Annotated in this window: 15 protein-coding genes; 13 read left to right on the forward strand and 2 right to left on the reverse strand. The window is 71.8% G+C overall.

Going from position 1 to position 13642, the window contains the following annotated elements:
• Positions 1-33: 33 nt before the first annotated feature.
• Entirely contained in the window at positions 34-1161 is a 1128-nt protein-coding gene (locus VLK66_RS15595; RefSeq protein ID WP_325310371.1) for a ribonuclease D, read from the reverse strand.
• Positions 1162-1540: 379 nt separating this feature from the next.
• On the opposite strand from VLK66_RS15595, the gene VLK66_RS15600 reads away from it, so the two are divergent.
• From VLK66_RS15600 to VLK66_RS15655, 12 genes are all read left to right on the forward strand, one after another.
• Positions 1541-3223 carry an amidohydrolase gene (locus VLK66_RS15600; protein ID WP_325310372.1) on the forward strand — a complete coding sequence of 561 codons (1683 nt, stop codon included), beginning with the start codon at positions 1541-1543 and terminating at the stop codon, positions 3221-3223.
• A 353-nt stretch (positions 3224-3576) separates the two neighbouring features.
• Entirely contained in the window at positions 3577-4818 is a 1242-nt protein-coding gene (hemW, locus tag VLK66_RS15605; protein ID WP_325310373.1) for a radical SAM family heme chaperone HemW, read from the forward strand.
• 259 nt (positions 4819-5077) lie between these two features.
• Positions 5078-6124: a heat-inducible transcriptional repressor HrcA gene (gene hrcA / locus VLK66_RS15610; RefSeq protein ID WP_325310374.1), complete on the forward strand. Its 1047-nt coding sequence runs from the start codon at positions 5078-5080 to the stop codon at positions 6122-6124.
• A gap of 23 nt (positions 6125-6147) precedes the next feature.
• On the forward strand, positions 6148-7302 hold the full coding sequence (gene dnaJ, locus VLK66_RS15615) for a molecular chaperone DnaJ (RefSeq protein WP_325310375.1): 1155 nt from the start codon (positions 6148-6150) through the stop codon (positions 7300-7302).
• Positions 7299-8177 (forward strand): 50S ribosomal protein L11 methyltransferase, encoded by an 879-nt coding sequence (locus VLK66_RS15620; RefSeq protein ID WP_325310376.1) that lies wholly within the window; start codon positions 7299-7301, stop codon positions 8175-8177. The genes dnaJ and VLK66_RS15620 overlap by 4 nt, the downstream gene beginning before the upstream one ends.
• A gap of 130 nt (positions 8178-8307) precedes the next feature.
• Positions 8308-8592 (forward strand): YHS domain-containing protein, encoded by a 285-nt coding sequence (locus tag VLK66_RS15625; RefSeq protein WP_325310377.1) that lies wholly within the window; start codon positions 8308-8310, stop codon positions 8590-8592.
• A 155-nt stretch (positions 8593-8747) separates the two neighbouring features.
• Complete coding sequence (locus VLK66_RS15630) at positions 8748-9506, forward strand: hypothetical protein (protein WP_325310378.1); 759 nt, start codon at positions 8748-8750, stop codon at positions 9504-9506.
• A complete protein-coding gene (locus VLK66_RS15635) occupies positions 9503-9679 on the forward strand; it encodes a hypothetical protein (protein WP_325310379.1) in 177 nt (58 codons plus the stop codon). The genes VLK66_RS15630 and VLK66_RS15635 overlap by 4 nt, the downstream gene beginning before the upstream one ends.
• A gap of 87 nt (positions 9680-9766) precedes the next feature.
• Entirely contained in the window at positions 9767-10132 is a 366-nt protein-coding gene (locus tag VLK66_RS15640) for a VOC family protein (RefSeq protein WP_325310380.1), read from the forward strand.
• An 87-nt stretch (positions 10133-10219) separates the two neighbouring features.
• Positions 10220-10567 carry a histidine triad nucleotide-binding protein gene (locus VLK66_RS15645; RefSeq protein WP_325310381.1) on the forward strand — a complete coding sequence of 116 codons (348 nt, stop codon included), beginning with the start codon at positions 10220-10222 and terminating at the stop codon, positions 10565-10567.
• 104 nt (positions 10568-10671) lie between these two features.
• The gene (locus tag VLK66_RS15650; RefSeq protein ID WP_325310382.1) at positions 10672-11394 is read left to right on the forward strand and encodes a hypothetical protein; all 723 of its coding nucleotides are present in this window, start codon (positions 10672-10674) and stop codon (positions 11392-11394) included.
• A 156-nt stretch (positions 11395-11550) separates the two neighbouring features.
• A complete protein-coding gene (locus VLK66_RS15655) occupies positions 11551-12174 on the forward strand; it encodes a zinc ribbon domain-containing protein (protein WP_325310383.1) in 624 nt (207 codons plus the stop codon).
• A gap of 80 nt (positions 12175-12254) precedes the next feature.
• Here the strand turns inward: VLK66_RS15655 and VLK66_RS15660 are convergent, their stop codons facing one another.
• On the reverse strand, positions 12255-12524 hold the full coding sequence (locus VLK66_RS15660) for a GlsB/YeaQ/YmgE family stress response membrane protein (protein WP_325310384.1): 270 nt from the start codon (positions 12522-12524) through the stop codon (positions 12255-12257).
• 218 nt (positions 12525-12742) lie between these two features.
• On the opposite strand from VLK66_RS15660, the gene VLK66_RS15665 reads away from it, so the two are divergent.
• Positions 12743-13147 (forward strand): hypothetical protein, encoded by a 405-nt coding sequence (locus tag VLK66_RS15665; RefSeq protein WP_325310385.1) that lies wholly within the window; start codon positions 12743-12745, stop codon positions 13145-13147.
• Positions 13148-13642 lie beyond the last annotated feature (495 nt).

Genomic DNA, 13642 nt, shown 5'->3' on the forward strand with positions numbered 1-13642 from the left:
CTATCCCGTATCGGTTCCCGAATCGCCTGGAATCTACCGCATCCCCTTCAGCAGCGCGTCGCCCACCGCCTCCACCTGCCAGCGGCGCACGCCGGTGACTGCGGCCAGCTCCTCGGTGGTGCGGGGCCGCGCCCGGGCCACCTCCTCGAGCTGCGCGCGCGACATCACGAAGCCGGGGTCCAGCCCCAGCTCGTCGGCGCGGCGGTTGCGCGCGTTCTTCAGCGACTCCACCCGCGCCTCCAGCTCCACGTCGCGCTCCCAGCGCGGCGAGCGCGGCCAGCGCGGCAGCTCGTCGTCGGCGATCTCCATCGCCTTCGACACGGCGGCCAGGATGTCGCGCCCGCGCCGCTGGGCCAGGCCGTCGCTGAGGCCGGTGACGCCCTTCAGCGCGGCGAAGTTGCGCGGCGGCGCCATCGCCATCTCGATCAGCGCCTGGTTGCCCAGGACGCGGAAGGTGGCGCGGTCCAGCTCGCGGGCCACGCCCTCGCGCCACTCGTACAGCTCGCGCAGCACGGCCAGCCCGCGCGGCTGCAGGTCGCGCGCGCCCTTCACCTTCATCCACGACTCGCGGGCGTTCTCGTCGGGCTCGGTCCAGCGCGTCTGCTCGCGGCGGCGGAACTCCTCCTCGGCCCAGTGCAGCCGGCCGATGGTGACCAGCTCCTGGCGCAGGCGGTCGCGGAGCTCGGGGAGGTGCGCGGTGTCGGTGGCCGCGTACTCCTTCATCCCCTCGGTCAGCGGGCGCTCGCCCCAGTCGGCGCGCTGGTGCTCCTTGGGAAGCTTCAGCCCCAGGTACTTCTCGGCGATGTTCCCCAGCCCCAGCTGCCGCTCGCCCAGGAAGGCGGCGGCCACCTGGGTGTCGAAGAGGTTGGCGATGGCCAGCCCGGCGTCGCGGTCCAGGATGCGGACGTCGTAGTCGGCGTCGTGGAAGATCTTCTCGATCCCCTCGTCCGCGAACAGGTCGCCCAGCGGCGACAGGTCCGTCACCGCCTGCGGGTCGACCAGGTAGTTGCGCTCCCGCGACGAGAGCTGCACCAGGCTCAGGCGGTCGAAGTAGCGGTGATAGCCGGCGGCCTCGGTGTCGGCGCCCAGCAGCGGCTCGTTCCGCAGCTGGTCCACCACCTCGCGAAGCCGCCCGGGCGTGTCGATGTATTCGTATTCCATTCCCCCCACCGGTCCGGAAGAGGCGCCAATGTCGTTGCCGCGCCGCGACTTCGCAACCCGCCCCCGTTCGCCGGCGACCCTCCGTGCCGCCACGTAAGCAGTTGGGGAGCAACGGCTTGGGGCTGCGCGCCGGGACGCAATTGCTACACCACTCGTATCAGAAGCCGACAAATCGTCGGGGTGGAAAACCGGGGTACGGAGCCTCGCCGGGCGGGAAGGGCGAATGAATTCGCGGCAACAACGGCCCGAAGTCCGCCTTCGCGGACTCGCGCGGCGCCATCGTGGCGGCTCCGAGCCGATGGTGCCTCCTCGATTTGTTCTCCCCTGCCCAGCGGAGCGGGCGAAGGGGGAAGCCAGGCGGGCAGGATGCCATCCCACCGTGCGGAAGCTTCTTCTCTCCGTTGCGCCCCATCTCCCATCTGCCGATCTTCCGCCCCTCGTCTCCCTGATCTCCATCTCCATCTCCTTCATCCGCAATTGCATGCCGTCTCCCGCGCTTCCGCCCGACCTGATCGTTCGCGCCCGGCGCATCCACGTGCTGGGTGACCATCCGGCCGTCGAGGCCGTGCTGGTGCGCGGGGGGTGCATCGCCGCGATTGGCGGGTTCGACGAGGTGCGGGGGATGGCGGGCGCCGGGGCGCGCGTGGAGGACCTGCGCGACGCGACCGTCACGCCGGGGCTCACCGACGCGCACGTGCACCTGACCACGTACGGGCTCTCGCTGCGGCGCGTGGACCTGAACGCCGCGCCCACGCTGCACGCCGCGCTGGAGATGATCGGCCGCGCGGCGGCGGCGGGCGACGGGTGGCTGCGCGGGATCGGGTGGGACGTGCATCGCTGGGGGCGGCTGCCGAGCGCGGAGGAGCTGGACGCCGTCTGCCCGGCGCGGCCGTGCTACTTCCAGAGCCACGACATCCACGGCGCATGGCTGAACAACCGGGCGCTGGAGATGTGCGGCATCACCGGCGACACGCCGGACCCCGAGGGCGGCCGCATCGTGCGCGATCACGACGGCCGGCCCACCGGCGTGCTGCTGGAGACGGCGATGACGCTGGCCGAGCGCCATCTCCCCCCCGAGTCGCCCGCCGAGCGCCGCGGCGCGCTGCTGGCGGCGCAGCGCGAGGTGCACCGCCTGGGCCTCACCGGCGTGCACTCGGTGGAGGTGACGGGGCTGGAGGATTTCTCCGCGCTGGCGGAGGAGGACGCGCTGCGGCTGCGCGTGCTGCAGGCGATCCCCCTCCCGCGCCTCTCCGCGGCGATCGAGACGGGGCTCCGCAGCGGCTTTGGCGGCGGCTGGCTGCGGATCGGCGGGGTGAAGATGTTCCTGGACGGCGCGCTGGGCTCGCGCACGGCGTGGATGCGCGAGCCGTACATCGGCAGCGGCGGGGTGGGGATCAACACGCTGCCGCCGGACGAGTTCCGCGCGCACGTGGCCCGCGCGGCCGCGGCGGGGATCGCCAGCACCGTGCACGCCATCGGCGACGCGGCGGTGGAACTGGCGATCGACGTCCTCGGCTCGGTCGCGCCGCCGCGGACGATGCCGCACCGGATCGAGCATCTGCAGCTCTGCCCGGCGGACCTGTGGGAGCGCGCCGGCCGCTCGGGGCTCGTGGCGTCGATGCAGCCCGTCCACCTGATGACCGACATCCCCGCAGCCGAGACGCACTGGGGGCACGAGCGCTCGCACGGCGCCTACCCGTTCGCCGCCGTCCAGCGCGCGGGGATGACGCTCGCGTTCGGCTCCGACGTCCCCGTGGAAACGGTCGATCCGCGCCTCGGCCTCTTCGCCGCCGTGAAGCGCGTCGGCTGGAACGGCGCGCCGGACGGGGAATGGTTTCCCGAGCACGCCATCTCCGCTGAAGCGGCGCTCCGCGCGTACACCGAAGGTCCCGCGCACGCCGCGGGCGTCGCCAACCGCACCGGCCGCCTCCTCCCCGGCTACGACGCCGACCTCGTCGCCTGGGACCGCGACCCGCTGGAGTGCGGGCCGGACGAGGTGCGGGAGATGACGTGCGTGCTCACGATAGTCGATGGCGAGACGGTGCATCGGGCGTCGACATGATGGGAGTGGTGCAATCGGGCGTCGACATGATGGGGTGATTCGGTGCGGGACGAGATCGATGCGGGTCCTGCCACCTCGAAAATGCGAGTGAACTCGCGGCTACAACGGCACACAGTCCGCCTCCGCGGACTCCACATTCGTTCATCGTCCGCTTCATCGCGCGATGTACGCATCCCGGGATGGGCGCGGCGGCGGCGTTCGCCTGGCTTGGTGATGGGCTGCGTCAACCGTAGCCCGCAGTTGAAGTCCGCGAAGGCGGACTGCGTGCCGTTGGAGCCGCGGCTTGAGGCGCATTTTCGACAATATCTGGGCCCCGCCGCACCCCGCCCGCGCTCCGGTGTACCACCCGCCGGATGAGCATTCTCGACGCGACCGCTTCGCATCCCCGCGCGGATGCAGACACGGCGGGGCCGGACGACCGGCCCCGCTCGCTGTACGTGCACGTGCCGTTCTGCGTGCGCCGTTGCTCGTACTGCGACTTCGCCGTGCAGGCCACTCGCGAGGCGCCGACGGACGATTGGCTCGACGCGGTCGCGATGGAGATGCGGCTCCTGGCCGAGGAGCGCGGGTGGAGCACGCCTTTGGCGCTCGACACCGTCTACCTCGGCGGCGGCACCCCGTCGCTGCTGCGGCCGGACGCGATGGCGGAGTTGCGTCGCCGTCTGGAGCCGTTCGCCGTCTGGAACGATTCCGCCGAGTGGACCTGCGAGGCGAACCCCGAGAGCTTCACCGCCGAGACCGCCCGCGCCTGGCGCGACGCCGGCGTGAACCGCATCTCGCTGGGCGCGCAGACCTTCCACGAGCCGGCGCTGCGCTGGATGGGGCGGATGCACGGCGTGGACGGCCCCCGCCGCGCGGTGGAGGCCGCGCGCGCGGCGGGCTTCGGCAGCGTCAGCGTCGACCTCATCTTTGGGCTCCCGTCCCGCCTGGGCCGCGACTGGGGCGCCGACCTTTTCCACGCGCTGGCGCTGGAGCCCGAGCACGTCTCGCTCTACGGCCTGACCGCCGAGGCCGCCGCGCCGCTGGGCCGCTGGGTGAGCGAGGGGCGCGAGACACTGGCCGACGAGGACCGCTACGCCGACGAGTACCTGCTGGCGCACGAGCGGCTGACCGCCGCCGGCTTCGAGCACTACGAGGTCTCCAACTTCGGGCTCCCCGGCCGCCGCTCGCGCCACAACTTCGTCTACTGGACGGGCGCCCCGTACGCCGCGCTCGGCCCCGGCGCCCACGCGTTCCATCCCCCGCTGCGCCGCTGGAATGTGCGCGGCTGGGACGCATACCGGGCGATGCTCCTCGACGAGCACCGCCTGCCGACAGACGGTGAGGAGACGGTGGACGAGGAGACGGCGGGGCTGGAGCGCGCCTGGCTCCATCTCCGCACCGACCGCGGCTGGCCGCTTGGGGACGCGGGAGATGCCGAGCGCCGCCTCGCCGAGACCTGGGTGCGCCAGGGATGGGCGCGGGTGGAGGACGACGCCCTGAAGCTCACCGCCGACGGCTGGCTCCTCCTCGACCGCCTGGCCGTGGAGATGGCCTCTGCCGCGGAGAAGCGCGCCGCGCCTGCCGCTCGCCAGGCGCCGGTCCTCGCACGGTAGCGGCCGCGCGCCGGGAGCGCTGCCTGCACGGATGACAGCCGCCGCGCGGTGATCCCGCCGCGGCGGCGGCGCTTCCGGCCGGAACGGCGCACCGCGGCGGCACCGGATCTTGCGGGTGAGCGGTGGCGGGTGCGGAGCGGGGTCCGGCGCGCCCAAGTGACGCAGCGGCAAGGGGAACGCCCGCTTCCGGCATTGACGCCCCACGGAAGCGGCGGCAGATTCTACAGGTTTGTGCCCGCAGTTTCTCCGCGACGCCGATATGCCCGAAGAGCCCCTCACCGAGCGCGAGCACGCGATCCTGGAGGCGGTCATCCGCACCTACGTGGAGACCGCCGAGCCGGCCGGCAGCCGCGTGGTTGCGCGGCGCTTCCGGCTGGGGATCTCGCCCGCCACGGTGCGCAACACCATGAGCGACCTGGAGGAGAAGGGGTATCTGTACCACCCCCACACCTCCGCCGGCCGCGTGCCCACCGACCTGGCCTACCGGCTGTACGTGGACTCGCTGATGCGCCGCCAGCCGGTGAGCGAGGTGGAGCGCACCGCCATCCGCCGCGAGCTGGAGGGCGGCGGCGAGGCCGCGGTCGAGCACCTGCTGCGCCGCGCCGCACAGGTGCTGGGGCTGCTGACGCAGGAGCTGGGCGTGGCCATCGCCCCCCGGCTGGACCAGGCCACCCTCGAGCGGCTGGACCTGGTCACCGTCCACGAGGCCAAGGTGCTGCTCGTGCTCACCCTGCGCGGCGCGGGGGTGCGCACCATCTACGTCGACGTTCCCGCGGCCATCCCGCCGCAGACGCTGGCCTCGGTCGCGCGCATCCTGAACGAGCGGCTGGGCGGGCTGGCGCTCCGGGAGATCCGCGCCACGCTGGCCGACCGCCTGCGCGACTCGGCCCCGGCCGAGACGCCCGGCGCCGCCGAGCTGCTGAATGTGTTCGTGCAGGGCGCGGAGGAGCTTTTCGTGGGCCCCGTCCCCCCGGAGCATGACGTCCATCTCGGCCGCGCGTCGGTCCTCGCGGAGCAGCCCGAGTTCAGCAGCGGGCAGCGGCTGCGCGGGCTGATCGAGCTGACCGAGCGGCGCGACCTGCTGAAGGACGTGCTGGGCCGCCGCGGCGAGGGCGGGCTGCAGGTGACCATCGGGGTGGAGCATGGCGACCCCGCGCTCTCCGACTTCACCGTGGTGACCTCCGAATACCGCTCCGGCGGCCTGAAGGGCGTGATCGGGGTGATCGGCCCCACGCGCATGCCGTACGACCGCGTGATCGCGCTGGTCGAGAGCACGTCGAACCTGATCTCCGACTTCCTGGGCTGACGCCGTTTGATGACGATAGAGGCATGAGAGACTACTACGAGATCCTGGGCGTGGCGAAGGACGCCGACGGCGAGGTGGTGAAGAAGGCCTACCGCAAGCTGGCGCTGCAGTACCACCCCGACCGCAACGGCGGCGACAAGGAGGCCGAGGAGAAGTTCAAGGAGGCCACCGAGGCGTACGAGGTGCTGCGCGACGGCGAGAAGCGCTCCCTGTACGACCGCTTCGGCCACGCGGGGGTGAAGCGCGGCGCGGCGGCGGGCGGCGCCGGAGGGTTCGGCGGCGGCTTCGGCTTCGAGGACGCGCTGAACATCTTCATGCGCGACTTCGGCGGGTTCGGCGGCTTCGAGGACCTGTTCGGCGGCGGCGCGCGGCGGCGCGGCGGGGCGCAGAAGGGGAAGGACCTGCAGGTGCGCCTCCGCATGACGCTGGCCGAGGTGGCCACGGGGGTGAAGAAGACGCTGAAGGTGAAGGCGCTGGACCCCTGCTCGCAGTGCCAGGGCTCGGGCTCGGCCGACAGCGGCGGCCCGGTGACCTGCGAGAGCTGCCAGGGAACGGGGCAGATCCGCCGCGTGCAGAGGAGCGTCTTCGGCCAGTTCGTCTCCGCCTCCGTGTGCCCCACCTGCGGCGGCGAGGGGAAGACGATCCGCAACCCGTGCAAGAAGTGCCACGGCGACGGGCGCGAGCGCGGCGAGCAGACGCTGGAGGTGGAGATCCCCGCCGGCGTGAGCACCGACCAGTACCTGACGGTGCGCGGGATGGGCAACGCCGGCCCGCGCGGCGGCCCCCGCGGCGACGTGCTGGTGGTGATCGAGGTGGAGGACGACGCGCGCTTCGTGCGCGACGGCTCCGACCTCTTCTACGACCTTCCCGTCTCGTTCAGCCAGGCGGCGCTGGGGCAGGAGGTCGACGTCCCCACCGTGTACGGCGACGAGAAGGTGCGCGTTCCCGGCGGCGTGCAGGGCGGCGACGTGCTGACGCTGCGCGGCAAGGGCCTTCCGCACCTGGGCGGCGGCGGCCGCGGCGACCAGCACGTGCGCATCCACGTGTGGACGCCCACCGAGCTCTCGCCCGAGCAGCAGGAGCTCTTCCGCAAGCTGGCCGAGATCGAGGGCCCCGCCCCCGCGCAGGGCGGGCAGAAGGGCTTCTGGGAGCGCGTGAAGGACGCGTTCGCCGCGTGATCGATCCGCGCAGATGGCTGGTGCTGGCCGTCCGCGGCCCCTCGCCCGAGATGGCGGGGCTGGTCGCCGACGGCCTGCTCGCGCTGGGCGGCGCCGCGGTCGAGGAGAAGGGCGGCGCCTCCATCACCTACCTCCTCCCGCCGGACGACCCCGACGCCTTCGCGGCCGAGGCGCGCGAGCAGCTGGCGTCGTGGCTCCCGGACGAGACGCCGCTGGAGATCGAGTGGCGGTGGCAGGAGGACGAGGACTGGGCGGCGGACTGGAAGCGCGGCCTGGCCCCGCGCCAGGTGACGGACCGCATCGTCGTCAAGCCGACGTGGACGGAGTGGGACGCCGCGCCCGGGCAGGTGGTGCTCGATGTCGATCCGCAGATGGCGTTCGGCACCGGCGAGCACGCCACCACGCGCGGCTGCCTGCGCCTGCTGGACGGCGCGCTGCGCGGGGGCGACCGGGTGCTGGACGTGGGCTCCGGCTCCGGCATCCTCGCGATCGCCGCCGTGCGGCTGGGCGCGCGCGAGGCGGTGGCGGTGGAATACGACCCCGACGCCAACCTCAACGCCCGCGAGAACTTCGAGCGGAACGGCGTCGACGGCCGCGTCCGCCTGGTCGAGGCGCTGGCGGACGACGCGCTGCTGCGGGAGCTGGGACGGTTCGACCTCGTGCTCGCCAACATCCTGAGCGGTGTCATCCGCCCGCTCCTCCCGGCGCTGCGCGGCGCGCTCGGCGGGGATGCGGAGGGGCGGCTGATCGTCAGCGGCATCCTCCGCGCCGAATCCTCCGACGTGGTCCGCGATGCCGAGGCCGCCGGCTTCCGCGTGGAGCGGGTGGACGAGGAAGAGGAGTGGTGGAGCGCGCTCCTGCGCCCCGTGGGGTGAAGGGATTCCGGGTTGGGGACGATAGGAGATGCGAGGCGGCGCCGGGATTTCCGGCGCCGCTTCGTGTCTCGGTGCACGGGGCGCGAACGATGCAGCGATTCTGGCCGAACCTGCAACGCGAGGAGGAAGCATGGCCACCGCACGCGATCCGGTCTGCGGGATGGAGGTGGATACCGACACCGCCATCCGCGTCCAGCACGGCGACCACACGCACTACTTCTGCTCGGAAGCCTGCCGCGAGAAGTTCCTGGCCGATCCGGCCCGCTACGGCGACGCCCACGCGGCGCCCGGCGGAACGGCGGAAGAGAACCCGCCCTTCACCGTCGACGAGCACGGGATCGCCGCGCCCAAGTTCGGCTCCGCGGGGAGCGGCGGCGCCGAGTTCGAGCCGCTCCCGCCCGGCGCGCGCGACTGAGCCCGGGGCGGGGACGCGCCTGAACCAGGCGTCCCCGCGGTGGCGGAGTAGGATCGATTTGCGCTCACTTTGTGCGCCTGTCGGTCATCGGGGTCGGTGGATATGATTCTCGCCCGCGTTGGGCGATGGATCATGTCCGCCATTCATTTTCCCTGATGACGACGATCCCGGGCCGGCGGCGGCCGCGATTCTACGAGCGCAAGACGGTGGTCGAGCTGCTGGCGATCGTGCCGCCGGTGGTGACCGCCGGCGTTACCGCGTACATCAACCTGCGCGACCCCGGCAAGCGCACCCTCGGCTGGCTGCTGGTCGGGGCGATCGGCTGGCTCGCCGCCGCCAGCATCGTGAGGGTGCTGCACGCCCACGCGCAGGACCGCGAGCAGAAGCGCCGCGACGACTACGACGGGTTGCTGGGGGCGCTGTATGTGCTCTACGGCCTCGTCAGCGCGCGAGCCGCCGTCGGTCCGCACGAGCACGGACGCCTGCGGATCACCATCCACCGGATCGTCCCGCCGGTGGCGAAAGGACGGGCGGCCGAGGAGCTGGAACAGCTGCTGCCATACCTTGGCGGCGATGGAGGCGGCCCCGGGCGGCGGTTCTCGATCCGCGCCGGGGTGATCGGCAGAGCCGTGCGAGAGAAGATTGCGTTCGCCGCGTCGCGCCAGAACGAGCACTACGAGCAATTCCTGGGCGAGCTGGTGCGCGAGTATGCCTACACGGAGGAGGATGCGCGCCAGCTCGCCCCGGACCGCCGGGCATGGATGGCGGTGCCGGTCGCCGGCGCGGGGCGTGCGGTCGCGGCGGTGGTGTACCTGGACTCGAACGAGCGGACGTTCTTCACAAACGAGCTGCAGAAGATTATCGTTGATGCGTGCAGCGGAATCACCTCCTACGTACACGAGGCATACAGATGATCGAGCCCCGTCCGGCCGAGAACACTCCGCGCATCCGGTCCGTCGTCGTCTCTCCCGAGGGTGCGGCCATTCGCCTCGAGCGCATCGAGCTCTCCGACGACATGCGCCGCCGGCTGACGGCCGAGGGCGTCACGTATCTGCCGCCGCCGCCCGGCTCTAAGCTGAAGCGGTAGCTGCTTGCCGGGCCGCATTCCTGCCCGCTCTCCACGCGATCGTGGCGGGCGGGCTTCGTGTTTCCGGAAGATGAAGAAGGTGACCGGATGAGCGGGATCGTGGGGCTGGACCACGTGCAGCTGGCGATGCCGCGCGGCGGCGAGGAGCGGGCGCGCGCCTTCTACGCCGGCGTGCTGGGGATGGCGGAGGCGGCGAAGCCGGCGGTGCTCGCGGCGCGCGGCGGCGTGTGGTTCACCGCCGGCGCGGCGGAGGTGCACCTGGGCGTGGAGGACGACTTCCGCCCGGCGCGCAAGGCGCACCCCGCGCTGAGCGTGCACGGGCTCGCGGCGATGCTGGAGGCGTGCCGGGCGGCCGGGTGCGAGATCGCGGACGCGGAGCCGCTGGAGGGGTGCGAGCGCGCGTACGTCTCCGACCCGTTCGGCAACCGCGTCGAGCTCATCGAGCGGAGCTGAGCGGCGCCGGCGGGCTTGTGGAGGGTCGGCGCGGGCCGCACTTTCGGGCATCGAACCATTCGACACACCGAAACCGGCGTACGAGCGATGAGCGACTGCATCTTCTGCAGGATCGTGGCGGGCGAGATCCCGTCGCAGCGCGTGCTGGAGGGCGGCGACTGGATCGCCATCCGCGACATCAACCCTGCCGCGCCCACGCACGTGCTGGTCATCCCCCGCCGCCACGTGGATTCCATCGCCGCGCTGGAGGATGGGGACGGGCAGCTGGCGGGGGCGCTGCTGCTGGCGGCGCGCGACGTGGCGCGGCACGAGGGCGTGGCCGAGAGCGGCTACCGCACGGTGATCAACACCGGCGCGCACGGCGGGCAGACGGTGGCGCATCTCCACGTGCACGTGATCGGCGGGCGGCAGCTGACAGGGCACGGCACGGCCTGACGCCGCACCGCCGCCCGCCATCTCCCTGCGCTCGTCCAGCCGGGCGTCGCCGCACACCTTCCGATCTCCCGAACGGGGAGGCGCTTCCTGATCTCGATCCGGCGATGGTGAGGGCGCGGGCGCTGCTCGCGTGGGGCGTGCACTTCTACACGGCGCTGGGGCTGGCGATCGCCGGCGTGGTGGCGGTGCTGCTGGTGCGCGGCGACGCGGCGAGCCTGCGCGCGGCGTTCCTGCTGCTGCTGGTGGCGACCGTCATCGACGCGAGCGACGGGGCGCTGGCGCGGGCGGTGGAGGTGAAGCGCGTCCTCCCCGGCTTCGACGGGCGGCGGCTGGACGACATCACCGACTTCCACACCTACACCTCGCTGCCGCTGCTGCTGGTCTGGCGCAGCGGCGTGCTGCGGCCGGAGCAGGCGCCGTGGCTGCTCATCCCCCTGCTCGCCAGCGCGTACGGGTTCTCGCAGGCGGACGCGAAGACGGACGACGGCTACTTCCGCGGCTTCCCGTCGTACTGGAATGTCGTCGCCCTCTATCTCCACTATCTCCGCCCCTCGCCGGACGCGGCGCTCGCGGTGCTGCTCGGGCTCGCGGTGCTGACGTTCATCCCCGCCAAGTACCTGTATCCCTCGCAGCCCGGCCTGCTGAACCGGGGGACCACGGTGGGCGCGGCGCTCTGGTCCGCGGTGCTCGTGCTCGTGCTGCTCGACATCGTAACGCCGGTGCGGACGTGGCTGCTCGCGTCGCTCATCTTTCCCGCGTGGTACATGCTGGCGTCGTGGGCCGTCACCATGCGCGACTGGCGGCGAGGCCATCGCGATCCCGGCTGATGGATACGCGGCGTCCGCCGGGGCCATCTCCCGCCGACTTGTAGGGGCGGGGGAGCGTTTGTATCTTCATCTCTCCAAAGTCTTTCCGTGGCGACCCCACCGCGCCGCGATCCGCATCTCCCATCCATCTCCACTCCCCTCCCGAGGTCCGTTCCGATGAGCGAGATCCAGTTCAGCGACAACTACAACGACCTGTCCACCGACACCGGCTTCCAGTTCGAGTTCTACTGCGAGCACTGCCACGAGTCGTGGCGCTCGCCGTTCGACCGCTACGCGGCGGGGACGGCGGAAAGCCTGCTGGGCGCGGCGGACGGGCTGTTCGGCGGGTTCTTCGGCACCGCGCGCAACGCCGTGAGCAACCTGCGCGGCGCGGGGTGGAGCAAGGCGCGCGACGAGGCGCTGCGCAAGGCGGTGGGGGCGGCGCGCGAGCACTTTCACCGCTGCGCGCGGTGCGCCAACCACTACTGCGACAACTGCTGGAACGAGGACGAGGGGGTGTGCACGGTATGCGTGCCGCGGCTGGACGCGGAGCTCTCCGCCATCCGCCGCGAGGCCAAGCTGAACCGCGCCCGCGAGGAGGCGTACGCGCAGGCCACCGTCAGCCAGGCGGACCTCACCGACCGGGTGGTAAGCTGCCGGGACTGCGGCGCGCCGGTGGGAAAGGGCAAGTTCTGCCCGGAGTGCGGCACGCCCGTGTCGCTCACGCGCACCTGCGGCAGCTGCGAGGCGGAGATCCCCACGTCGGCCAAGTTCTGCCCCGAATGCGGAGCCAAGCCGTAAGGCCGCGGGGGGGGGACGCAACACCGTCCCTCCTCCCCCGCATTCCAGGGAGAAGGGACGGAGAGGGATCGGGACGATGATCAGGGATAGCGTCGCCGTCCCGCGCCCGCGAGCAGGCGGATGAGGAAGAGCAGCACGATGGCGCCGATGAAGGCGACGAAGATCTGGCCCGCGAGCCCGCCGAACGGGGTGCCCACGCCGAGGGTGCTCAGCAGCCAGCCGCCGATGAACGCGCCCACGATGCCCACGATGATGTCGCCGATGATGCCGTACCCGATCCCGCCCATCACCACCGACGCCAGAACGCCGGCGATCAGGCCGACCAGGATCCACCAGAGGATTCCGTGCATGGGGCTGTCCTTTCGAAGAAGGTTCGGCCACACAGGGGCAACCGCCATGCCGAAACCGCACGCGTGAAACGGCGGGCGCCATATGTTCGTATCGTAAGCGCCTGTGGCGGAATGGTCTGCGGAATCTCGCCGGACCGGCCGACGAAGGGTTGGTTTGGACGACGAGCGCGCCGGCGACCGGCGGCGCGATGATTTTCTCCTGACGGAGCGATAGGGCGATGGAAGAGCAGATCTCGGCGCACGAGCGGCGCGGGGCGGGGGGCACCGAGGGCGGTGTGGCCACCTTCTTCGTGGGCGTGGCGATGGCGGCGGCGGGCGCGTACCTGCTCACCAGCCGTGTGACGGTGGCCAGCGGCGCGTGGCAGATCTGGGGCTACAGCGGCTTCGGGCTGTCGCTGATCCCGCTGATGCTGGGGATCGGGATGCTCTTCTACGACGGGGCGTCGCTCCTGGCCAAGCTGCTGATCCTGGTCGGCGTGGTGATCATCGGCGCCGGGGTCATCGCCAACCTGAACGTATACTTCCAGCATACGCCGCTGTTCGCGCTGCTGATGATGCTCGTGCTCCTCTGCGGCGGCGTGGGCCTCGTCCTGCGCTCCATCCGCCCCATGCATCGCGGCTGAAGCGTTTTCGGAAGATGGAGATGGGGGCGCGCCCGCCGGCCTGGCGGGCGCGCCCTTTTCGTCTGCCGATGAGATGGAATTGCCTGGAATCGCGAGCGCAAAAAGGACGTCATCCTGAGGCCGCCCACGCCGTAACCGGCGTTCACGCAGAACGTTGCAGGCCGAAGGATCCATGCTCGCCGAGCACGTGATTCTGCGATTCACGCAGGTGGGGGCCGTCGCCGGTCGACGGGAGATCGAGAACGATCGCGGCGATTCCCCGGCTGACGTGCTGGTCCGGCGATAGATCCTTCGGCCTGCAAGCGGTTGCGCGGGTTCTGGTTGCGGCGTGGCCGGCCTGAATAGAAAGTTCGGGGGCTGCACCCCTCACCGGCGGCTGAAGCCGCAGCAACAACTACGGGAAGCCTCGCAAACTGCGCGAGGCTGTTCGGGTCGAAAGCTGGTTCCGGCTCCGGAGGACGCCTCCCTTTCATCCATCGTGGTCGCGCGCAGCGG

This window comes from Longimicrobium sp., from assembly GCF_035474595.1.
Taxonomy (GTDB): Bacteria; Gemmatimonadota; Gemmatimonadetes; order Longimicrobiales; family Longimicrobiaceae; genus Longimicrobium.

Coding starts and splice junctions, on each gene's coding strand:
- VLK66_RS15595 (WP_325310371.1), bottom strand. CDS start 1,161: ATGGAATACGAATACATCGACACGCCCGGGCGGCTTCGCGAGGTGGTG.
- hemW (WP_325310373.1), top strand. CDS start 3,577: ATGAGCATTCTCGACGCGACCGCTTCGCATCCCCGCGCGGATGCAGAC.
- hrcA (WP_325310374.1), top strand. CDS start 5,078: ATGCCCGAAGAGCCCCTCACCGAGCGCGAGCACGCGATCCTGGAGGCG.
- dnaJ (WP_325310375.1), top strand. CDS start 6,148: ATGAGAGACTACTACGAGATCCTGGGCGTGGCGAAGGACGCCGACGGC.
- VLK66_RS15625 (WP_325310377.1), top strand. CDS start 8,308: ATGGCCACCGCACGCGATCCGGTCTGCGGGATGGAGGTGGATACCGAC.
- VLK66_RS15630 (WP_325310378.1), top strand. CDS start 8,748: ATGACGACGATCCCGGGCCGGCGGCGGCCGCGATTCTACGAGCGCAAG.
- VLK66_RS15635 (WP_325310379.1), top strand. CDS start 9,503: ATGATCGAGCCCCGTCCGGCCGAGAACACTCCGCGCATCCGGTCCGTC.
- VLK66_RS15640 (WP_325310380.1), top strand. CDS start 9,767: ATGAGCGGGATCGTGGGGCTGGACCACGTGCAGCTGGCGATGCCGCGC.
- VLK66_RS15645 (WP_325310381.1), top strand. CDS start 10,220: ATGAGCGACTGCATCTTCTGCAGGATCGTGGCGGGCGAGATCCCGTCG.
- VLK66_RS15650 (WP_325310382.1), top strand. CDS start 10,672: ATGGTGAGGGCGCGGGCGCTGCTCGCGTGGGGCGTGCACTTCTACACG.
- VLK66_RS15655 (WP_325310383.1), top strand. CDS start 11,551: ATGAGCGAGATCCAGTTCAGCGACAACTACAACGACCTGTCCACCGAC.
- VLK66_RS15660 (WP_325310384.1), bottom strand. CDS start 12,524: ATGCACGGAATCCTCTGGTGGATCCTGGTCGGCCTGATCGCCGGCGTT.
- VLK66_RS15665 (WP_325310385.1), top strand. CDS start 12,743: ATGGAAGAGCAGATCTCGGCGCACGAGCGGCGCGGGGCGGGGGGCACC.